This is a genomic window from Streptomyces lunaelactis (genome assembly GCF_003054555.1).
Classification (GTDB): Bacteria; Actinomycetota; Actinomycetes; order Streptomycetales; family Streptomycetaceae; genus Streptomyces; species Streptomyces lunaelactis.
Map to the genome: position 1 here is coordinate 2,098,734 of NZ_CP026304.1, position 20,036 is coordinate 2,118,769.

The 20,036-nt window shown below is 69.1% G+C and carries 16 protein-coding genes and 2 pseudogenes; 7 read left to right on the forward strand and 11 right to left on the reverse strand.

Annotation, left to right across the window (positions count from 1 at the left end; all coding sequences use genetic code 11):
• Positions 1 to 31 precede the first annotated feature (31 nt).
• Positions 32 to 964, forward strand: coding sequence for a hypothetical protein (locus SLUN_RS09395; protein ID WP_108148058.1), 933 nt, complete (start codon positions 32 to 34; stop codon positions 962 to 964).
• A gap of 30 nt (positions 965 to 994) precedes the next feature.
• Here SLUN_RS09395 and SLUN_RS09400 read toward each other — a convergent pair whose 3' ends face one another.
• A complete protein-coding gene (locus SLUN_RS09400) occupies positions 995 to 1,423 on the reverse strand; it encodes a Rieske (2Fe-2S) protein (RefSeq protein WP_108148059.1) in 429 nt (142 codons plus the stop codon).
• Between the two features lie 170 nt (positions 1,424 to 1,593).
• On the opposite strand from SLUN_RS09400, the gene SLUN_RS09405 reads away from it, so the two are divergent.
• On the forward strand, positions 1,594 to 2,490 hold the full coding sequence (locus SLUN_RS09405) for a carbohydrate kinase family protein (RefSeq protein ID WP_108148060.1): 897 nt from the start codon (positions 1,594 to 1,596) through the stop codon (positions 2,488 to 2,490).
• A 105-nt stretch (positions 2,491 to 2,595) separates the two neighbouring features.
• On the opposite strand, the gene uvrA is transcribed toward SLUN_RS09405, so the two are convergent.
• Positions 2,596 to 5,592 carry an excinuclease ABC subunit UvrA gene (uvrA, locus tag SLUN_RS09410; RefSeq protein ID WP_108148061.1) on the reverse strand — a complete coding sequence of 999 codons (2,997 nt, stop codon included), beginning with the start codon at positions 5,590 to 5,592 and terminating at the stop codon, positions 2,596 to 2,598.
• 210 nt (positions 5,593 to 5,802) lie between these two features.
• Here uvrA and SLUN_RS09415 point away from each other — a divergent pair, with 210 nt between their 5' ends.
• Together SLUN_RS09415 and SLUN_RS09420 are read left to right on the forward strand one after the other, a co-directional pair.
• A complete protein-coding gene (locus tag SLUN_RS09415; RefSeq protein WP_108148062.1) occupies positions 5,803 to 6,486 on the forward strand; it encodes a maleylpyruvate isomerase family mycothiol-dependent enzyme in 684 nt (227 codons plus the stop codon).
• 9 nt (positions 6,487 to 6,495) lie between these two features.
• A complete protein-coding gene (locus tag SLUN_RS09420; protein ID WP_108148063.1) occupies positions 6,496 to 7,149 on the forward strand; it encodes an MBL fold metallo-hydrolase in 654 nt (217 codons plus the stop codon).
• Positions 7,150 to 7,231: 82 nt separating this feature from the next.
• Here the strand turns inward: SLUN_RS09420 and SLUN_RS09425 are convergent, their stop codons facing one another.
• Positions 7,232 to 7,639, reverse strand: a complete 408-nt coding sequence (locus tag SLUN_RS09425) for an NUDIX hydrolase (RefSeq protein ID WP_108148064.1) — start codon at positions 7,637 to 7,639, stop codon at positions 7,232 to 7,234.
• A 754-nt stretch (positions 7,640 to 8,393) separates the two neighbouring features.
• Between SLUN_RS09425 and SLUN_RS09435 the strand changes: the two genes are divergently transcribed.
• Positions 8,394 to 8,954, forward strand: coding sequence for a DUF4352 domain-containing protein (locus tag SLUN_RS09435; RefSeq protein WP_257153695.1), 561 nt, complete (start codon positions 8,394 to 8,396; stop codon positions 8,952 to 8,954).
• 231 nt (positions 8,955 to 9,185) lie between these two features.
• Here the strand turns inward: SLUN_RS09435 and SLUN_RS09440 are convergent, their stop codons facing one another.
• Both SLUN_RS09440 and SLUN_RS09445 read right to left on the reverse strand, forming a co-directional pair.
• A complete protein-coding gene (locus SLUN_RS09440) occupies positions 9,186 to 9,947 on the reverse strand; it encodes a helix-turn-helix domain-containing protein (protein WP_108148066.1) in 762 nt (253 codons plus the stop codon).
• A 274-nt stretch (positions 9,948 to 10,221) separates the two neighbouring features.
• Positions 10,222 to 10,794, reverse strand: coding sequence for an ArsR/SmtB family transcription factor (locus tag SLUN_RS09445; protein WP_108148067.1), 573 nt, complete (start codon positions 10,792 to 10,794; stop codon positions 10,222 to 10,224).
• A 92-nt stretch (positions 10,795 to 10,886) separates the two neighbouring features.
• On the opposite strand from SLUN_RS09445, the gene SLUN_RS09450 reads away from it, so the two are divergent.
• A complete protein-coding gene (locus SLUN_RS09450; RefSeq protein WP_257153908.1) occupies positions 10,887 to 11,624 on the forward strand; it encodes a hypothetical protein in 738 nt (245 codons plus the stop codon).
• A gap of 31 nt (positions 11,625 to 11,655) precedes the next feature.
• Here SLUN_RS09450 and SLUN_RS41050 read toward each other — a convergent pair.
• Positions 11,656 to 11,825: pseudogene (locus SLUN_RS41050) on the reverse strand (IS256 family transposase); the annotation flags it as partial.
• A gap of 52 nt (positions 11,826 to 11,877) precedes the next feature.
• Positions 11,878 to 12,606: a TerD family protein gene (locus SLUN_RS09460; protein WP_159100217.1), complete on the reverse strand. Its 729-nt coding sequence runs from the start codon at positions 12,604 to 12,606 to the stop codon at positions 11,878 to 11,880.
• Between the two features lie 80 nt (positions 12,607 to 12,686).
• On the opposite strand from SLUN_RS09460, the gene SLUN_RS09465 reads away from it, so the two are divergent.
• Positions 12,687 to 13,733: a S66 family peptidase gene (locus tag SLUN_RS09465; protein WP_108148070.1), complete on the forward strand. Its 1,047-nt coding sequence runs from the start codon at positions 12,687 to 12,689 to the stop codon at positions 13,731 to 13,733.
• Between the two features lie 87 nt (positions 13,734 to 13,820).
• Here SLUN_RS09465 and SLUN_RS09470 read toward each other — a convergent pair whose 3' ends face one another.
• From SLUN_RS09470 to uvrB, 4 genes and pseudogenes are all read right to left on the reverse strand, one after another.
• Positions 13,821 to 14,810, reverse strand: coding sequence for a TerC family protein (locus SLUN_RS09470; protein WP_108148071.1), 990 nt, complete (start codon positions 14,808 to 14,810; stop codon positions 13,821 to 13,823).
• 224 nt (positions 14,811 to 15,034) lie between these two features.
• Positions 15,035 to 17,010, reverse strand: a pseudogene (locus SLUN_RS09475) (TerD family protein).
• Positions 17,011 to 17,153: 143 nt separating this feature from the next.
• Positions 17,154 to 17,732 carry a TerD family protein gene (locus tag SLUN_RS09480; RefSeq protein WP_108148072.1) on the reverse strand — a complete coding sequence of 193 codons (579 nt, stop codon included), beginning with the start codon at positions 17,730 to 17,732 and terminating at the stop codon, positions 17,154 to 17,156.
• Between the two features lie 132 nt (positions 17,733 to 17,864).
• Positions 17,865 to 19,985 (reverse strand): excinuclease ABC subunit UvrB, encoded by a 2,121-nt coding sequence (gene uvrB, locus SLUN_RS09485; RefSeq protein WP_108148073.1) that lies wholly within the window; start codon positions 19,983 to 19,985, stop codon positions 17,865 to 17,867.
• Between the last annotated feature and the right edge of the window lie 51 nt (positions 19,986 to 20,036).

Below are 20,036 nucleotides of genomic sequence, written 5' to 3' on the forward strand. Positions count from 1 at the left end.
TCACTCATTCCCTGTAAGCGCTGGAGGAACCATGGGGCACACCGAGGCCGATCTGGCACAGGTGCTGCACACCGGCCCCTTCCATCTGGCTCTGCGCGCCGCCCTCGCCGTGCGCGGGCTGCCGCTCCAGCGGGTCCAGCACCATCTCGCCCACCGCGGCATCACGGTCGGGGTGACCAGCCTCAGTTACTGGCAGCAGGGTGCGCGCCGCCCGCAGCGCCCCGAGTCGCTGCGCGCCGTGCGCGCACTGGAGGACGTGCTCGAACTGCCCGGGAACTCGCTGATCCGGCTGCTCGATGTCGGCGAGGGGAGCGCACAGCGTGATGTCGAGCGCCCGGCCTCGCGCTCGTACCGCTCACTTGTGGAGGCTTCGGGGGCGGTGGAGCAGCTGCTCGCCGACCTCGAGTCACCGACGGACGGCGGGCTGCACACGGTGGGGCACCACGAGCGCGTACGGATCGGGGCGGGGCGCGAGCTGGTGGGGCGCGACTCGCAGCACGTCGTACGCGCCCACCGGGACGGCATCGACCGCTATCTGGCCATCCACCACGGCGATCCGGGCTGCGACCCGGCGCGGGTGGAGGTGAGCGCGCTGGAGAACTGCCGCACGGGGCGGGTGCGGTGGCACCGGGAGACGGGGGTGCTCGTCGCGGAGCTGCTGTTCGACGCCCGGCTGCGCGCGGGTGAGACGTACCTCTTCGGCTACGGCTTCGAGGACGGGACCGGCGGGCCGAGCGGTGAGTATGTGCGCGGCTTCAGCTTCGCGGGCGGGCAGTACGTACTGCAGGTGCGCTTCGACGAGGGCGCGCTGCCGGTGCGGTGCCGTCGGTTCGCGCAGGCGACGACGGGGGCGTCACGGGGGGCCCGTACGAATCTGACGCTCAGCGGGCGGCACCGTACGGTCCACATGGTGGAGCAGGGGGTACGGCCGGGGATCCTCGGGATCGACTGGGACTGGGACTGATGCCTGACGGCGGCCGGACCTCCCGGCTCGCTACGCGTCGGGTCCCGCGACCAGCTTGCCGCCCGCCTCCTTGACCGGGACCTCGGGAAGCGGCTCGGTCGCCGGACCCTGGAGCGCCTTGCCCGTCGTGACGTCGAAGCGGCTGCCGTGGCAGGGGCAGTTGCCTTCGGTGCCCTCGACCTTGTCGAGGACACAGCCGGCGTGTGTGCACTGCGCGCTGAATGCCTTGTACTGGCCCTTGGCCGGGCAGCTCACGACGAGCCGCTGCTCGCGGTAGAGCTTGGCGCCACCGACCGGGACGGCGTCCGCCGCACCGAGGTCGACGGGCGCGGTCGGCGTCGGGTTCTCGGCGTGACCGAGCTTCGACTCGGTGGAGCAGGCGGCGACCCCCAGCCCGGCGGCGCCGGCGAGGGCGGCGCCTTTCAGCACGGTGCGGCGGGCGGCGGGCTGGCCGGGCATGGATTCTCCACAGTTCAGGGCGTCGGACGGGGCATCGGGTGGGTCATCGGACGGAGGCGCCGCCCGTCCGGCAGGGCGTCGGTGACAGACCCGACGATACCGGCGGAGATCGGCGGCCCTCCGTGCGGGCCGCCTGTTACGCCCTGAGGCGATGGGTTACCTTCTGGCCCGTGATCGTCGTCGCCGGAGAGTCCTTGATCGACCTGGTCCCGCAGCGGGGCGGCGAGCCGTTGCCGATGCTCCTGCCGCGGCTCGGCGGCGGACCGTACAACACCGCTGTCGCCCTGGGGCGGCTGGGCGCGCCGGTCACCTTCTGCTCCCGCGTCTCGACGGACGGATTCGGCGAGGCGCTGCTGGCCGGGCTGCGCACGGCGGGGGTCGGGACCTCCCTGGTACAGCGCGGCCCGGAGCCGACGACGCTCGCGGTCGCGGCGATCGAAGCGGACGGCTCCGCCGGGTACGGCTTCTACGTGCAGGGCAGCGCGGACCGCCTCTTCGAGCTGCCGCCGCCACTGCCGGATTCAGTACGGGCGCTGGCGTTCGGCACCTGTTCGCTGGTGCTGGAGCCGGGCGCGACGGCGTACGAGGCACTGCTGCGGCGGGAGGCCGGGCGTGGGGTCTTCACCCTGCTCGACCCGAACATCAGGGCCGGCCTGATCCCGGATCCGGACGCCTACCGCGCGCGGTTCGCCGGCTGGCTGCCGTATGTGTCGCTGCTGAAGCTCTCCGAGGACGACGCGGAGTGGCTCGGCGGGGTGCCGGTGGGCCCTGCGGCCGTGGTGCTGACACGGGGCGGGGACGGTCTGACGCTACGGACGCGGGCCGGGCTCGAGCTCTCGGTCCCGGCCGCACCGGTGACCGTCGCGGACACGATCGGCGCGGGCGACACGGTGAACGCGGCGCTGCTGCACAGCCTCGCGGCCCGGAACGCCCTGTCGGCGGACGCGCTGCCCGGTCTGGACGCGGACGGCTGGAGTGAGGTGCTGGGCTTCGCCGCCCGAGCGGCGGCCGTCACCTGCTCCCGCACGGGCGCGGAGCCGCCGTACGCGTCGGAGCTGAACGGCTGACGGCTGACGGGAGAAGTCGGGGCCGTCCGGCAGCCGGTTCGTCCTCGACGCCGGACGGGCTTGAATCAAGCCCGTCCGGCGATCGAGGGCAGAACGGCATCCCGGTCAGGCCTTACGGGCCCGGCTGGTCCGCGCCGTCGCCGTCTTCCTGGCCGGGCTCGCCTTCGCGGCCACCGCGTTCTTCGCCGCGGCGGTCTTCTTGGCCGTCGCCTTCTTCGGCGCCCTGCGCGCCGCCGGCACCACCGCGTCGCTGATCCTCTCGGCGTCCAGGATGTCCCGCAGGAACTTGCCGGTGTGGCTGGTCGACACCCCCGCGACCTGTTCCGGGCTGCCTTCGGCGATGACCAGTCCGCCGCCGTTGCCGCCCTCTGGACCCATGTCGACGACCCAGTCGGCCGTCTTGATGACATCCAGGTTGTGCTCGATGACGATGACCGTGTTGCCCTTGTCGACCAGGTTGGACAGCACCTTGATCAGCTTGCTGATGTCCTCGAAGTGCAGACCGGTCGTCGGCTCGTCCAGGACATAGACCGTACGGCCGGTGGAACGCTTCTGAAGCTCGCTCGCCAGCTTCACGCGCTGTGCCTCACCGCCGGACAGCGTCGGCGCGGACTGCCCGAGCCTGACGTATCCCAGGCCCACCTCGTTGAGCGTGCGGAGGTGGCGGGAGATCGTCGGGACGGCCTCGAAGAACTCCAGGCCCTCCTCGATCGGCATGTCCAGCACCTCGGCGATGGACTTGCCCTTGTAGTGGACCTCCAGGGTCTCCCGGTTGTAGCGCGCTCCGTGGCAGACCTCGCACGGGACGTACACATCCGGCAGGAAGTTCATCTCGATCTTGATGGTGCCGTCACCGGAGCAGTTCTCGCAGCGGCCGCCCTTGACGTTGAAGGAGAACCGGCCGGGGAGGTAGCCCCGGACCTTCGCCTCCATCGTCTCCGCGAAGAGACGGCGGACATGGTCGAAGACGCCGGTGTACGTCGCCGGGTTGGACCGGGGCGTACGGCCGATGGGCGACTGGTCGACGTGCACCACCTTGTCGACGAGGTCGTCGCCGTCGACTCGGGTGTGGCGGCCCGGCACCGACTTGGCGCCGTTCAGCTCGCGCGCCAGGTGGGTGTAGAGGATGTCGTTGACCAGCGTCGACTTGCCGGATCCCGAGACACCGGTGACCGCCGTCAGTACGCCGAGCGGGAACGAGACGTCGATGTCCTGCAGGTTGTTCTCCCGGGCGCCGTGGACGGTGAGCTGCCGGCTCGGGTCCATGGGCCTGCGGATGTCCGGGGTCGGGATGGACCTCTTCCCTGCGAGGTACTGACCGGTGATCGAGTCCTTGTTGGCCAGCAGGTCCTTCAGCGAGCCGGAGTGCACGACCTTGCCGCCGTGCTCGCCGGCGCCGGGGCCGATGTCGACGACCCAGTCGGCGACCTTGATGGTGTCCTCGTCGTGCTCGACGACGATGAGCGTGTTGCCCATGTCGCGCAGCCGGACGAGGGTCTCGATGAGCCGGTGGTTGTCGCGCTGGTGCAGGCCGATGGACGGCTCGTCCAGTACGTACAGCACGCCGACCAGGCCGGAGCCGATCTGGGTGGCGAGCCGGATGCGCTGGGCCTCGCCGCCGGAGAGTGTGCCGGCCGCGCGGTTCAGCGAGAGGTAGTCGAGGCCGACGTCGACCAGGAACCTCAGCCGTTCGTTGACCTCCTTGAGCACCCGCTCGGCGATCTTCTTGTCGCGGGCGTTGAGCCGCAGCAGGCCGAGGAAGTCCGCGCACTCGCTGATCGACATCGCGGCGATGTCGGCGATGGACTTCTCCATCACCGTGACCGCGAGGACGATCGGCTTCAGCCGGGTGCCCTCGCACGTCGGGCAGGGCACCTCGCGCATATAGCCCTCGAAGCGCTCCCTGCTGGAGTCGCTCTCGGCCTCGGTGTGCCGCCGCTTGACGAACTGCACGGCCCCTTCGAAAGCGGGCGTGGTCCACGCCCGCTCCCGTCCGTAACGGTTGCGGTAGCGGACCTCGAGCTTGGTCTTGTGCCCGTACAGCAGGGCCTTCTTGGCGCGCTGCGGCAGCCCGGCCCAGGGCATGTCGGTGGAGAAGCCGAGCGCCTGGGCGAGCCCGCCGATGAGCCGCCCGAAGTACTCCTTGGTGTGGCCGTGCGACCAGGGGTGGATCGCGCCCTCGTCGAGGGACTTCTCCTCGTCCGGGACGATCAGCTCGGGGTCGACCTCCATGCGCGTGCCGATGCCGGTGCAGTCGGGGCAGGCGCCGAAGGGCGAGTTGAAGGAGAACGAGCGGGGCTCGAGCTCCTCGAAGGAGAGGTCGTCGTACGTGCAGTAGAGGTGCTCGGAGTACATCCGCTCACGCTCGGGGTCGTCCTCGGGGAGGTCGACGAAGTCGAGCACGATCATGCCGCCGGAGAGGCCGAGCGCGGTCTCGACCGAGTCGGTCAGCCGGCGCTTGGCGCTGTCCTTGACAGTGAGGCGGTCGACGACCACCTCGATGGTGTGCTTCTCCTGCTTCTTCAGGGTGGGCGGCTCGGCGAGCTGGATCGTCTGCCCGTCGACACGGGCCCGGCTGTATCCCTTGGTCTGGAGATCGGCGAAGAGGTCGACGAACTCGCCCTTGCGCTCGCGCACGAGGGGCGACAGCACCTGGAAGCGGCTGCCCTCGGGCAGCTCGAGCACCCTGTCGACGATGGCCTGCGGCGACTGGCGCGAGATGGGCCGGCCGCACTCGGGGCAGTGCGGCTTGCCGATGCGGGCGAAGAGCAGCCGGAGGTAGTCGTAGACCTCGGTGATGGTGCCGACCGTGGAGCGCGGGTTGCGCGAGGTCGACTTCTGGTCGATCGAAACGGCCGGTGAGAGGCCCTCGATGAAGTCGACGTCCGGCTTGTCCATCTGTCCGAGGAACTGCCGGGCGTACGAGGAGAGCGATTCGACGTACCGGCGCTGCCCCTCGGCGAAGATCGTGTCGAACGCGAGGGACGACTTGCCCGACCCGGAGAGCCCGGTGAAGACGATGAGGGAGTCACGCGGGAGGTCGAGCGAGACGTTCTTGAGATTGTGCTCGCGAGCGCCACGAACGATGAGACGGTCGGCCACGCCGGTCCGCACCTTTCTTGAGAGAAGCGGGGGGCACAGCCCCCGTCCCAGACTATGGGGGCCGCCGGATCGTTTGGATCCAAGCTCTGAATTGGCTGCTGCCAACCAAGGATGCCGGATTCCTCCACTGAGCCTATAGCACGTGCATTCGAATTACGGCGCTGCTCTGCCACCTTCACCCGATCGTGTGGCGCGGCTATCGTCGGCGCCATGATCGATCCCTTGCGCGACCTGGACTCTGTACGTGAAGCCACCGAACGGCTCCTCGCCGCAGCCGCCGGACTGGACGAGGCCGCCACCGCCGAGCCGTCGCGACTGCCCGGCTGGAGCCGCGGCCATGTCCTGGCCCACATCTCCCGTAACGCCGAAGCGCTCGTGAATGTTCTCGAGGGCCGCCCGATGTATACGAGCGGCGAGGCACGCGAAGCCGACATCGAGCGGGACGCGCCCCGCCCCCTCACCGACCAGCTCGCCGATGTGCGCGCGACCGCCGCCCGCTTCCAGGCCGCGGGCGCCGTCCCCGCCGACTGGAGCCGCACGGTCGAGCTGCGCAACGGCATCACCGACGCCGCGGCCCGCATCCCCTTCCGCCGCCTCATCGAGGTCGAACTGCACCACGTCGACCTGGGCATCGGCTACGACCTGGAGGACCTGCCGAAGGAATTCGCCGAGCGGGAGATCGCCTTCCTCGCACAGCGCTTCTCCGGGCGCCCGGACGTCCCGCCGACCCGGATCGTCGCGGACACCGGCGAGTGGGGAACCGGCGGCGGGGACGGCGACCCGGTCACGGTCTCCGGCACCGCCCCCGCGCTGCTCGGCTGGCTCGCGGGCCGCCGCGACGGAGCGGCCCTGAACACCGCGGGAGCCCCGCTGCCCGCGCTGCCCCCGCTATAGGCTGACTCCATGACGTACAGCGGTGTGGTGAAGGTCGGCGGCCGTGCCGCTGTCCACGAACTGACGGAGCTGATGATCTCCAAGGTCGCGGTCGGCCCGATGGACAACAACTCCTATCTACTGCGGTGCCGGAACACCGGCGCGCAGCTGCTGATCGACGCGGCCAACGAGCCCGAGACCCTCCTGCATCTGATCGGCGACGACTCCATCGAGTCCGTGGTCACCACCCATCGCCACGGCGACCACTGGCAGGCACTCGCCGAGATCGTCCGCGCGACCGGCGCCCGCACCTACGCGGGCCGGTACGACGCCGAGGGCATCCCCGTCCCGACCGACGTACTGGTGGAGGACGGCGACACGATCCGGGTCGGCCGCGTCGAACTGACCGCCCGCCGGCTCGTGGGCCACACCCCGGGCTCCATCGCCCTCATCTACGACGACCCGCAGGGGCCCCCGCACGTCTTCACCGGCGACTGCCTGTTCCCCGGCGGTCCTGGGAGGACAACAAACCCAGAGGACTTCAACAGCCTCATGGACGGCCTCGGGGAGAAGCTGTTCAAGGTGCTGCCTGATGAGACGTGGGTGTACCCCGGGCACGGGAATGACACGACGCTCGGGGATGAGCGGCCTCACATTGATGAGTGGCGCGCCAGGGGCTGGTGACCTAGCCAAGACCGCCGCATACAGCTGAAGCCCGCCTCACGGCGGGCTTCTCGCGCTCCTAGGTCCGGACGGCGGCGGGGAGTTAGTGCGGCAGCAGAACGTCGTCGAGGTACGCCTGAACGGGCGGGTACAGTCCGCGCGGCACGTAGCGGGCAAGCTCGCCGTGCCCCACCCAGGAGACCGCGGAGACTTCCCGGGGAGAGGCTGCGCGCGCGGCACCCCCCATTACATGGCACGCCGTGTACGCCATCAGCCGGCCCGTGTCGGGATGGAGGCGCTCACCAAGCGCCCGGACGGCGCGGACCGTGAGCCCGGTCTCCTCGAGCGTCTCCCGAACTGCCGCTTCCGCTGCGGACTCTCCGGCCTCGACGACTCCCCCAGGGAACGCCCAGGACAGGTCACCTTCACGCACGCTGCGCCGGATCAGCAGGACACGCCCGCCCTCGACGACGACCGCCATGGATACCAGCGGCAGGTCATTCATCTGCATCCGCGCCGATCGCCCCTAAGGTCGGGTCCTTCGCCGTGCCACTGCTCGGCATCTGTCAGTCGCTTGCGCGCGTTCACCGCCCAGCCTTCGACTCCGGACCGCAGGCGCAGTAGCCCATCACTGAACTCCCCCAGGAGCCCTCGGAGTCAGCATGACTGTCGGCCAACTGCGCGTATTCGTTAAAGGCTTGGATGACCTGCCACGCCAGCTTCATCAGGTCTTCCGCCTGAACGACCTCGGGACTGTCCACCGAGAGCCTGAGCGTGGACTGCCGCAGCAGGAGATCCTTGTAGTGCTCAGCCGCTTCGTCTACCGCCCGCCCAACTGCCGCTCCGTTCCCGCTGATCCCCTCGAAGTAGTAGGTCCGATCTGGGCAAGGTGCACTAGCTTCATCCGCACCTCTTCGATCCCAGCCAAGAAGGACGCGTAGGCGCTCTTGCGCCCCTCCCAGAGCGCGTTGGTCCGCTCACCAGAAACGGAAAGCTTCACTCCGTCAACAGTGGCCTTGGCCTGAGCCCGCCCAGCGAAGAAGCCGCCGAGGGCCCCAGCCAGGGCGCCCACCACCACCCCAATGCCTGCGGCCCAGACAGCCGCGTCCCCCTGATCCATGGCGAGAGTCTGGCAGCAGCCGAACGGCCGCACTACGGAATGGCCACGTTGGCACCGCCATCTCCTGACTCACGCCACGATGTCCCCTCATCACGCAACAGTCCTTGGGGGGACAGTGCGCACCCATAGAGCCGCCTGCGCAGCCGTGCTTGTCGCAGCTACTGCCACCGCCTGCAGCAGCAGCGGCGAACCAGAGAAGATCACCATCACCGTCACGCAGACTGTCACGGCCACGCCCGGCAAGGAAGCCGCCGCCGCCCAAACCGACAGCGTCCTCAAGATGGGGTCCAAGAAGGACGCTGTCGACCCCGAGAACAACATCCACATCACCGTTCAGGCGCTCGCTTACCAACAGCCCTACAAGGGCCCCCAGCCCCAGCCCCAGCCCCAGCCCCCACAGGACTTCCAGGGCGGCGACACCTGGTCAACGGCAGACGTCAAGGTCTGCAACGTCAAGGGCGCCGACATCAGCGTCAGCCAGTTCCCCTGGTCACTGACCTACAGCGATGGCACCAGCATCGACGTCACCGGTTCCTCGGGCGGCGACATGCCGAAGCCCGAGTTCCCGATGGACAAGACCCTCAAGCCAGGGCGATGCGCGCGCGGCCTGATCGCCTTCCCAGTGCCCAGCGACAAGCGTCCTCAGAACCTAGTGTACGAGCCTGAGGAGTCCGAGCCCACCGAGTGGGCCATCCCCAAGGCATAGGAGGGAGGTGAGCGCCCGTGGCCGACACACCCTCGCGGGCGTGCTCACGCATGCGGTGAGGTGACCATGCCTCGCAAGGCCATGCAGGTCTGACCGACCCCCGGATGCCCGAACCTGACGACCAGCGGACGATGCCCCCTGCCCCGCTGAGGCCAGCCGACAGGGCAGTACCCGTAACGCACTGCGCCCCTCTCACCTTCGGGTGGGAGGGGCGCATCCGTGCGTCCAGGGTCAGGCGTCGGGCCGCTTGTTGTACGCCGCGAGAGTCGCCTTGTTCGTCGAGCCGTCCTGAAAGACCAGCTCCCACGGCCCGGTGTTCACATCGAACTCCTTACCGAACCCCACCCACTTGCCCGTCATGCGCCGACCGGTCGGTTCGACGAGCAGCTGAATCGCCCCGTGATAGCGGGCGCCCCGGTAGTAGCCCTCAGTCTCCGTCTGCTCGGTCCAGGTGCCCGTGGCGACGTGGCCGTCTATCTCCAGATCCATCGTCAGCGGCGAGTCACTGGAGCCGGGCAGGCTCCGCGCGGACAGCCGGTTGCCGTGCTGGAGCAGCACCACGTAGTGCTGCCCGGTGTAGGACGAGTCGCGGCCGCTGGAGAAGTACTCGTAGCGGGACAGCCATACGCCCGAGTAGTTGCGGTGGCTGCCATGGGGTTCGGGCTGCGGCGCGGCATGCGCGGGGGCGATGCCGTTCACGGACGCTTCGACGTCGTGCCCGCCCTGCCCGTCCTCGGCAACGCGCGCCATGGGCACGACGCCGCTGAAGCCGAGGGACTCGATGGGCAGACCGGTGACGTACTCCAGGGCGCGGGCATACACGGGGCGGGGCGCGGTCGTCGTGCCGGACTCCCAGCGCTGCACGAGCCGCTTGTTGGCGTCGTTGGGCTGGCCCGCGCGGGTTCCGGCATCTCGCACGGCGCGGGCGAAGTCGTCTTGGGACATGAGCAGGCCCATGCGGACTGCTCGCAGTGCGCTGTTCGGTGTGGCCATGGGAGAACGGTAGCTCCAACCCGCCTTGAATGACACCGATATGACGCCCCGTATGTCGCCGCTTTGACGCCCGCACTGACGCCGCGCAACTCTCCGTGGCCGCGCCATCTTGAATGTGTGACGACCACAGGCAACGGCAGTACGGGCAAGGGCCCGAACCCGCCGACTGCACACCGGTCGGCCCCGAGTGAAGAAGTCGGCCCGACCTGGTCCGTTCCCTCAACTCACTCGCACGTCAGTCGGTCGATCATACAGTTCGTCGGCCGGCTGCCGGTCAGTCAGCGGGCAGGCCGAACCAGCGGAGGAGTATGGGTCGTGCGTCGTCGGGGGCGTCCTCGGGGCCGCGGGCATAGCGCGCGAGCAGGGCCAGATAGTCGTCATGGAACGCGTCCAGCTCACCCTTCGTGAGGTGGATGAGGCCGCGTGAACCCCGCATCCAGCCTTCGGACTCCGCCTGTCCGGCGGTGAACTGCCGGGCTAGCTCGACGTCCTCCTCCATCCTCATCCGGTCCAGCTCGGCCGACATGGCACGCTCGGCCTCCGTCAGCTCACCCTGCGGCGGTCTGCGGATGTCGAGGCCGCGCACCCCGCGCCACCAGCGCTCACGCCCGGTCGAGCGCTCGGGGATGTCCTCGACGAGGCCACTGCGCTCCAGCATGCGCAGGTGGTAGCTGAGCGTCCCGGTGTTTTCGCCGAGGGCGGCGGCCAGTGTGGTTGAGGTGGCCGGGCCCGCCGCGCCGAGGTGGCGCAGGATGCGCAGGCGCAGGGGGTGTGAGAGGGCCTTGAGCACCTCGGGGCTGTCGACCGTGCGCCGCACTGCGGCTTCCGCTCTCCGCTCTTTCGTCATGGCGGCAGTCTATCCAGATCACAGCGATTTCTCTGCAGATCTTACTCTGCAGAGAAACCTCTGCAATGCTGTGGCGTATGACGCCGAACCGAGTGACCTTGAATCGCACAGTCCGCCGCTTCACAAGTGGTGCTGCGGGGGCACTACTTGCCGGACTCGCCCTGGGCGCCGCACCCGCGCATGGAGCTGAACGGGCCGCGGATCGACCCGAGTTCGACTTCTCCGCCTGCCCGACCGTCGATGAGCTGCCTGCGGGTGCGGACCCCGGGACCTGGCGCTGCGAGGTCATGCACGCCACGGGGTATCTGCGCATGGGCGCCGTCGACGAGCCGCTCACCGAACCTATGAAGATCACCTTTGCGGAAGGCCGTGTGGACGGTGAATTCCGCCAGGTTTTCGGGGAGATGACCGCTGCGCCAATCCGGGTGGGAGGCACCCCGTTGACCCTGACTCCGCAGTACGGCGGCTACTCGGACTTCCTGTCCGACGACACCCGGCGCGGCGAGTTCGACATCAAGTTCGCCATAGGCTCGGCGCACGGGCTGCTGGCCCTGCCGTCGTCGGGCTGCTCGGTGGGCAGCGATGAGGACGCGGTCCACCTAGTGCTCAAGGACACCGATCCCACCCGGGTGATATCCGAGGACCCCCTGGTCGTCGCCTTCGGTGCCCAGGACGCGGAGTTCGCCGCCCCGGGCACTAGTGGCTGCGGCCCCCTGAGCCGCGCGCTCGACCGGGCCCTGGGCCTGCCGTCCGCGGCGGGGGCGAACGCCTTCGACATGGATGTCACGGTGGCCATCCGGCCCTACATGCAGGCCGGTTCGGTTGAGTAATTGTCAATACCTCTGCGTCAGTTGAGGTGGTTCAGGCCGCGTGAGCCTCGGAGCGTTCGACGAGGTGGCCGCGCTCGAAGCGGGCTCCGGCCCGGACGAGGGCGACGAGGGGAGGTGCGTTCACGGCCCGCCAGCGGGCTTGGGCGGACTCGACGAGCTGAAGACCATCGCGAGGGCGGCCGCGCGGGAGCCGGCGCCCGACATGGGCGACGAGCGACCGCATCTGGCGGAGTGGCGCGAGCGCGGCTGGTGATTAGGTCCGCTTGAACTCCACCGGCCCCGCGTCCATCAGCACGGTCCCATCGGTGTGCAGCACCGGCCGCTTCTCCGTGGCCCGCCTGGCGTACCGCTCGACGTGGCTGATCTCCACGCCCTGCGGATCGGTGAAGTCGATGAAGGCGATGGCGACCCAGTACGAGGTGTTTGCCTCTTCGTAGAGCGGCACGGTCACCTCCGAACCGCGTCCGTCGGAGACGACAGCACGCGCGCCGAAACTGCGGAAGCTGCCCCTGCCATTCTCGACCGCGCTGTACGCGCAGATCAGGGCATAGCCCTGGAGATCCGGGCGGACGATGGTGATCGTCTCTTCGCCCGGGATCTTCGCATCGCCGCTCAGCTTCATGTACGGCGCCGTCTTCAGCGAGCCGAGCCGCTTGTAGTAGACGACCTGACCGGCGTCCGTACGGTCCGCCAGTTGCGCCTTCAGGGCCTTGGCCTCGTCCTTGTTCTTCGGCCCCAAGAATCCCCGCTTCAGCTGGGGAAAGACATACCCGGGTGCATGGTCGGCGCTGCGCACGGCGTCCTCGGCCGGGACGTACAGCGCGTAGAGATCGAGGTCGGCGCCGCGCTGCCGGCGCTGGTCGCTGCCGCCGTCCCACTGGAGCGACGCCGTCACCGTGACGTCGTGATCCCCCTTGTCCAGGGAAATCCGGGCCTGACCGCCCTTGGACAGACTGACCTCGCCCAGCGGCTTCTTGCTCATGTCCATCTCCCGATTCAACCACTGGGCTCCCTGCCGAAAAAGACCTCGGCCGCGCACGGTGCCCTCGCTACGATCACCGGATGCCGAATCCCACGTATCCGCCCAAGCCCCGTCCCGGTGACCGGATCGGTGTGATCTCGCCATCCAGCGGGCTGCCGGGGTTGCTGCCGATGCCGTACGAACTCGGGCTTCTGCGGCTGGAGAAGGACTTCGGGCTGGTACCGGTGGAGTATCCGGCGAGCCGGAAGATGGGGGCCACGCCGCGGGAACGGGCCGACGACATACACGCAGCCTTCCAGGACCCCTCCGTCCGGGCGGTGATGGCGTCCATCGGCGGAGACGATCAGATCACCGTGCTGCCGCTGCTGGACCGGGAGTTGATCCGCGACAACCCCAAGCCCTTCTTCGGCTACAGCGACAACACCAATCTGCTGGCCTGGCTGTGGAACACCGGGGTCGTCGGCTATCACGGCGCGAGCGTGATGACGGAGCTCGGGCGGCCCGGGGCGATGGATCCGCATACGGCGGAGTCCGTGCGGGCCGCGCTGTTCTCCTCCGGGACCTATGAGCTGCGGCCCGCCGAACGGTTCCGTGATGCCGACCGCGACTGGGCCGACCCGGCGACTTTCACGGCGGAGCCGAAGACCCGGCCGGGTGGCGGCTGGAGTTGGTACGGGCCGCAGCACGTGGTGGACGGGAGGAGTTGGGGCGGCAATCTGGAGGTGCTCTCCTGGCTGCTGATGTCGGACCGAGAGATCCAGGCCGGCCTCTCCGCGTACGACGGCTGTGTGCTGTTCCTGGAGACCTCAGAGGAACTGCCGCGTGCCACCGAGGTGTTCCGGATACTGCGGAACATGGGCGAGCGCGGGCTGCTGCGGCGCTTCCCCGCGCTGCTGATGGGCCGCCCCAAGACCTGGTCCTTCGAGCAGCCCAACGACCGGGCCTCCGCGGAGCGTTACGCCAGTGAGCAGCGCGAGGCGGTGCAGCGCGCGCTGGCCGAGTACGCCCCGGACACCATGGCGGTCTTCGACGTCGACCTCGGGCACACCGACCCTCAGCTGGTGATCCCCTACGGCGGTTCGGTCCGCGTCGACGGTCCTGGCCGCCGGATCACCGTGACGTACTGAGCGCCGTAGAGCCGAACACCGGCCGGATCGGGCGGCAGTGCGTCACTCGCTCCGGCCGGTGCTGGTCATCCCTGCGCCGTACGACCGTCAGGCCTCGACGCTCTCCTTCTCGGCCGCCTCGGCCGCCTCCCGCTCGGCCTGCTTCTTGGAGGCGATCAGGCTGGTGATCGTGGTGATGATCAGTACGCCGCAGATGACCGCCAGCGAGAACGGAATGGAGATCTCGGGCACGTGCACCCCGCCCTCGTGCAGGGCGTGCAGCACCAGCTTGACGCCGATGAAGCCGAGGATGACCGACAGGCCGTAGCTGAGGTGGACCAGCTTCCTGAGCAGCCCGCCGATGAGGAAGTACAGCTGGCGCAGACCCATCAGGGCAAAGGCGTTGGCCGTGAAGACGATGTACGGGTCCTGGGTCAGGCCGAAGATCGCCGGGATGGAGTCCAGCGCGAAGAGCACATCGGTGGTGCCGATGGCGAGCATGACCACCATCAACGGGGTCAGCACGCGCTTGCCGTTGCTCTGGATGAAGAGCTTGGTGCCGTGGTACTTGTCGGCGACGCCGAAGCGGTTCTCGATGGACTTGAGGAGTCGGTTCTCCTCGAACTCCTCTTCCTCGTCGTCGGAGCGCGCCTCCTGGATGAGCTTCCAGGCGGTGTAGATCAGGAACGCACCGAAGATGTAGAAGATCCACGAGAAGTTGGCGATGACCGCGGCGCCGGCGGCGATGAATATCGCGCGCAGAACGAGGGCGATCAGCACACCGAACAGCAGCACCCGCTGCTGGAGGTGGGACGGCACCGAGAACTTCGCCATGATCAGGACGAAGACGAAGAGATTGTCGACGCTGAGGGACTTCTCGGTGATGAAGCCCGCGAAGAACTCGCCCGACGCCTGGGTGTTGCCGAATACCAGGAGGCCGAGGCCGAAGAGCGCGGCCAGGACGATCCAGACGACGGTCCAGATTCCGGCTTCCTTGATCGACACGTCATGGGGCTTCCGCCCGATGAAGAAGTCGACTGCGATCAGGGCACTCAGACCAAGAATGGTGAGCGCCCAAAGGGTCCATGAAACGTCCACTGCGCCTCCGGCGTCGTACGGCTACTGATCAGCGTCGTCGCTGCCGGAGGTCTCCTCCACCCGAGCGGCCTCCGCCGCACCACGGGCCGACGCCCCGGGACCGATGCCGGTCCGTATTGACGGGAACGCCGCGAGTCGGGAGTACTCCCCTCCGCGCAAAGAAGAGTACAGGAAAGACCAAAGGGAGGTAAAGGCGTTGGTAAAGCAGGCCCCAAGTGTGCAGGTCAGCGGCGCCAGGAGCGACGGGCGGCGGTGACCTGATCCAGTACCTGCCGCAGCACTCCACTGCCCGCGGGCACCGTCAGCGGCTCGTACGTCCAGGCATGGCCGACCCACGGGTCGGCCAGGTGGTCGTCGGGGACCGGGGTGATCCGCAGCAGGGAGCGCCAGAGCGGGTCGAGCACCGGGCCGTACGCGCTCGCGTCCTCGCGGTCCGCGACCATCAGCAGATGGACGCCGACCGCCGGGCCCTCGTCGGCGAGGTACCGCAGCTGGGTGACCGCGCGGTCGTCGAAGCCGTGCGGGAAGTCGTTGACGATCAGCAGCTGTTCCGCGGTGTCCAGATCGGGCGGGAGCGAGTCGGCGGCGCCGCCGCGCACCGCCATCGTCACCAGGTCCACGCGCTGGGTGAGCTTGGCGAGGACGGCACTGACGCCCTGGGCGCCGGCCGCGGGCGGTCCGTCGAGCGCCCCGGAGTCGACCAGCGGGGTGAGCGAAGGGGCCGCTGTGCCCGCCGGGTCGATGACATGGACCGTGAACTCGCCCGGCGGGTAGACGGCGAGCAGCCGGGCCGCGTGCGCGACCGCGCAGTCCAGCGCGAGCTTGCGCAACTGCCCCTCGTCGAGCACCAACGCGGCCTCGGAGCCGGACCGTCCACTGTCCACCCACAGCCCGCGCTCCAGCGGCAGCCGCACCAGGAAGGGGATGCGCAGCTCCGGGCTCTCGGGCAGATGGAGATCGCCGAGGCGCAGCGCCATCGGGATCTCCATGGGGACGCGGTACGCGTGCCAGGCGGGGTTGTCCCAGCGGGCGAAGGCGGGCGGCAGGGCGGGCTCGACGACTTCGGACTCGGCGGCGAGCTGGGCCAGATCGCGGTCGAGGACCTGGCGTGCCTGGTCGGCCAGCTGCTCGTACTTGACGCGGGCCGCATCGCGGGCGGCGTCCCCCTGGCCGCCGATACGGCTGCGCGGGTCGGACAGGACCTTGTCGAGCTCCTGGTCCATCCGGTTCTCGGCGAAGTCGATGGCGCTGCGGTACGCGGCGACACTGCGGGCCAGGTCTTCGAACATGCCCCAGATCTGGTTGTAGAGCCGCTCGTCCATGGACCAGCCGGTGGCATCGCCCGCGACGGGCGGAGCCGGCTGACCGGGCTGGGCGGGCTGTGCGGCCGGGGCGGCGGGGGCGCGGCGGACTGACGGCGCGGATGCGCGTAGTTGACGGGCCCGTCGGGCCCTGGCGCGGCGTCGGGCACGGGAGTCTGCTGGGAACCCGCGTGGCCGCCCGGTGCGCCGGCCTGACCCGAGGTGGACAGGCCGTCGGGCACCGTCGTGTCCGGTCCGGGTGCGGGGGTCTGGTTCGGCCGCGGCGCGGCCTGCGGGGTGAAAGCGCCGTCGGCGCCGCGCGTGCGCAGCCGCGCCGGTTCGGCCCGGGGGGCGCGCGGAGCCACCGCCTGCTGAATGTCCGCGGCCGTCTCGCGGGCCGTCTGCAGCCCCTGGTCGCCCAGCAGTTCCGCGAGTCCGCCCGCGTACCCCTGGCCGACGGCGCGGACCTTCCAGGCGCCCTGGCGGCGGTACAGCTCGAGCGCGACGAGCGCGGTCTCGGCCTCGAGGCCGGTGATGGTGAAGCTGGCCAGCTCGGTGCCGTCCTGGCAGGCGACCGCCACGAAAGGCGCCGCGGTTGCTCCGAACTGGGCCGGGCCGCCGGTGCCTTCGGGGAGCGCGAGCAGCACGTTGACCTGATGCACCGCTTCGGGCACGGCCTCCAGGTCGACGGTGAACCGGGGCGCTTCGGTGGCGCGCGGGGACACCTCGACTCCGGGCAGTGCGGGGGCGCCGGGATGCGCGAGCCACTGCTCCCGCACCGACCCCCGCTCGTCGGAGCAGGTGGCGCAGGCCATGACCGGATGGCCTGCGGACACCCTTATCTCCAGGCGGGTGTGGGGCAAGGGGTGGTTCTGTCCCCGGACCAGCTCGGCCGTCATCGCCTCTGTCCCCTCAGTGCTGTGCGGTGCTCGGTGGTGGTAATCGCTGCGGCTGGTGGTATTGGTGCGCGTGGTGGCAATTGGTACAGCTCCCGGCGGCCAGGTGCCTCCGGGAGCTGCGTCGTCTTCCGTACGAGCCGTGCCTACAGGTGCGGCAGGATCGACGGCATCAGGTCCTGGAAGGTACGGCCGTTGGCGGGGTTGCCCAGGGCGGTCATCTGCCAGCCGGCGCCCGCGCGGTGCACCTTCGCCATGATCTGCGCGGTGTACTGGCCGCCGCCGTCGAGCGTGTAGCGGGCGAGCTCCTGGCCGTTGGTCTCGTCGACGATGCGGCAGAAGGCGTTCTGCACTTCTTGGAAGGTCTGGCCGGTGAAGGAGTTCACCGTGAAGACGATCTGGTCGATGTGGACCGGCACACGCTGCAGGTCGACCAGGATCGCCTCGTCGTCGCCGCCCGAGCCGGCGCCGCCGACCAGGTTGTCGCCGGTGTGCTTGACCGAGCCGTCGTCGCTGACGAGGTGGCGGAAAAAGACCACGTCGACCGGCTGCTTGTCGGCGAACAGCACCGCCGAGGCGTCCAGGTCGACTTCACGGGTGCGCGAGCCGAACAGACCGCGGCGCGGCGCCGCCTGCCAGCCGAGCCCCATCCTCACCGCGGTGAGAGTGCCCCCGTCGCTCTTCTGCAGGTTGATGGCCTGACCCTTGGTCATGTTGACCGTCACGCGCTGTCCCCTTCTCCCGATATGCGGCCGCTCGTGTGTGCGGTTGCCCTGCACCCTACGCAGTGGCGTCGACGAGGCAGCACAATTGGCTCATTTTTGTGTCGGTCTTGAAACACACCAGGTGCGCGGTGCTCAGGCGAGGCCCGCCTCCTTCATCTGCCGCAGTTCCTTCTTCAACTCGCTCACCTCGTCACGCAGCCGGGCGGCCACCTCGAACTGCAGGTCGGCGGCCGCCGCCCGCATCCGGTCGGTCATCTCCTCGATGATCCCCGCCAGTTCGGCCGCGGGACGGTCGGTGAGCACCTCGCCCTTCTTGCCGCCCCGGCCGCCGAGCACCGGGACCGGCGCCTTGGCGCCCTTGCCGGACTTGTCCGCCGCCGCCTGGCGGTAGCCGGTGCCGAGCAGCTCCTCGGTGTCGACCTCTTCGCGCGCGATGGTCGCGACGATGTCGTTGATCTTCTTACGGAGCGGCTGCGGGTCGAGGCCGCGCTCGGTGTTGTACGCGACCTGCTTCTCCCGGCGGCGGTTGGTCTCGTCGATGGCCTGTGCCATCGCCGGGGTGATGGAGTCCGCGTACATATGGACCTGGCCGGAGACATTGCGCGCCGCGCGGCCGATGGTCTGGATCAGCGAGGTGCCGGAGCGCAGGAAGCCCTGCTTGTCGGCGTCGAGGATGGCCACCAGTGACACCTCGGGGAGGTCGAGGCCCTCACGCAGCAGGTTGATGCCGACCAGGACGTCGTACTCACCGGCGCGCAGTTCGCGCAGCAGCTCGATACGGCGCAGGGTGTCGACGTCGCTGTGCAAGTACCGGACCTGGATGCCCAGTTCGAGGAAGTAGTCGGTGAGGTCCTCGGACATCTTCTTGGTGAGCGTGGTGACCAGGACCCGCTCGTCCTTCTCGGTGCGCTGCCGGATCTCGTGCACCAGGTCGTCGATCTGGCCCTCGGTGGGCTTGACCACGACCTCCGGGTCGACGAGGCCGGTGGGACGGATGATCTGCTCCACGAAGCCGTCGCCGCGGGAGAGTTCGTACTTTCCGGGGGTGGCGGAGAGATAGACGGTCTGGCCGATCCGCTGCTGGAACTCCTCCCACTTCAGCGGCCGGTTGTCGAGCGCGGACGGCAGCCGGAAGCCGTGGTCGACGAGGGTCCGCTTGCGGGAGGCGTCGCCCTCGTACATCGCGCCGATCTGCGGGACCGTGACATGCGACTCGTCGATGACGAGGAGGAAGTCCTCGGGGAAGTAGTCGATGAGGGTGTTGGGGGCGGTGCCGGTCGAGCGGTCGTCGAAGTGCATCGAGTAGTTCTCGATGCCGGAGCAGGAGCCGATCTGGCGCATCATCTCGAGGTCATATGTGGTGCGCATGCGCAGCCGCTGGGACTCCAGGAGCTTGCCCTGTTTGTCCAGCTCGGCCAGGCGCTCCTCGAGCTCCTTCTCGATGCCGTTGATCGCCTTCTCCATACGCTCCGGGCCCGCCACATAGTGGCTGGCCGGGAAGACGTAGAGCGACTCGTCCTCGCTGATGATCTCGCCGGTGAGCGGGTGGAGGGTGGAGAGCGCCTCGATCTCGTCGCCGAACATCTCGATGCGGACGGCGAGCTCCTCGTAGACCGGGAAGATCTCGATGGTGTCGCCGCGGACCCGGAAGGTGCCGCGCGCGAACGCCACGTCGTTGCGCGTGTACTGGATGTCGACGAAGCGGCGCAGCAGCTGGTCGCGGTCGATCTCCTCGCCGACCTTGAGCGGCACCATCCGGTCGACGTACTCCTGCGGGGTGCCGAGGCCGTAGATGCACGAGACGGAGGCGACCACGATCACATCGCGCCGGGTGAGCAGGGAGTTCGTCGCGGAGTGGCGCAGCCGCTCGACCTCCTCGTTGATCGAGGAGTCCTTCTCGATGTAGGTGTCCGACTGCGGGACGTACGCCTCGGGCTGGTAGTAGTCGTAGTACGAGACGAAGTACTCCACCGCGTTGTTCGGCAGGAGCTCGCGGAACTCGTTCGCCAGCTGGGCGGCCAGGGTCTTGTTCGGCGCCATCACCAGGGTGGGGCGCTGAAGCTTCTCGATCATCCAGGCGGTCGTCGCCGACTTTCCGGTACCGGTCGCACCGAGCAGGACGACATCCTTCTCACCTGCGCGGACACGCCGCTCCAGGTCGGCGATGGCCGTCGGCTGGTCGCCGCTGGGCTGGTAGGGACTGACGACCTCGAAGGGCGCCACCGTACGTTCGATGTTGGAAACGGGCCGCATGGATCCACCGTACGACCCAGCACTGACAGCGGGTGGGTGATCGGTGGTGGA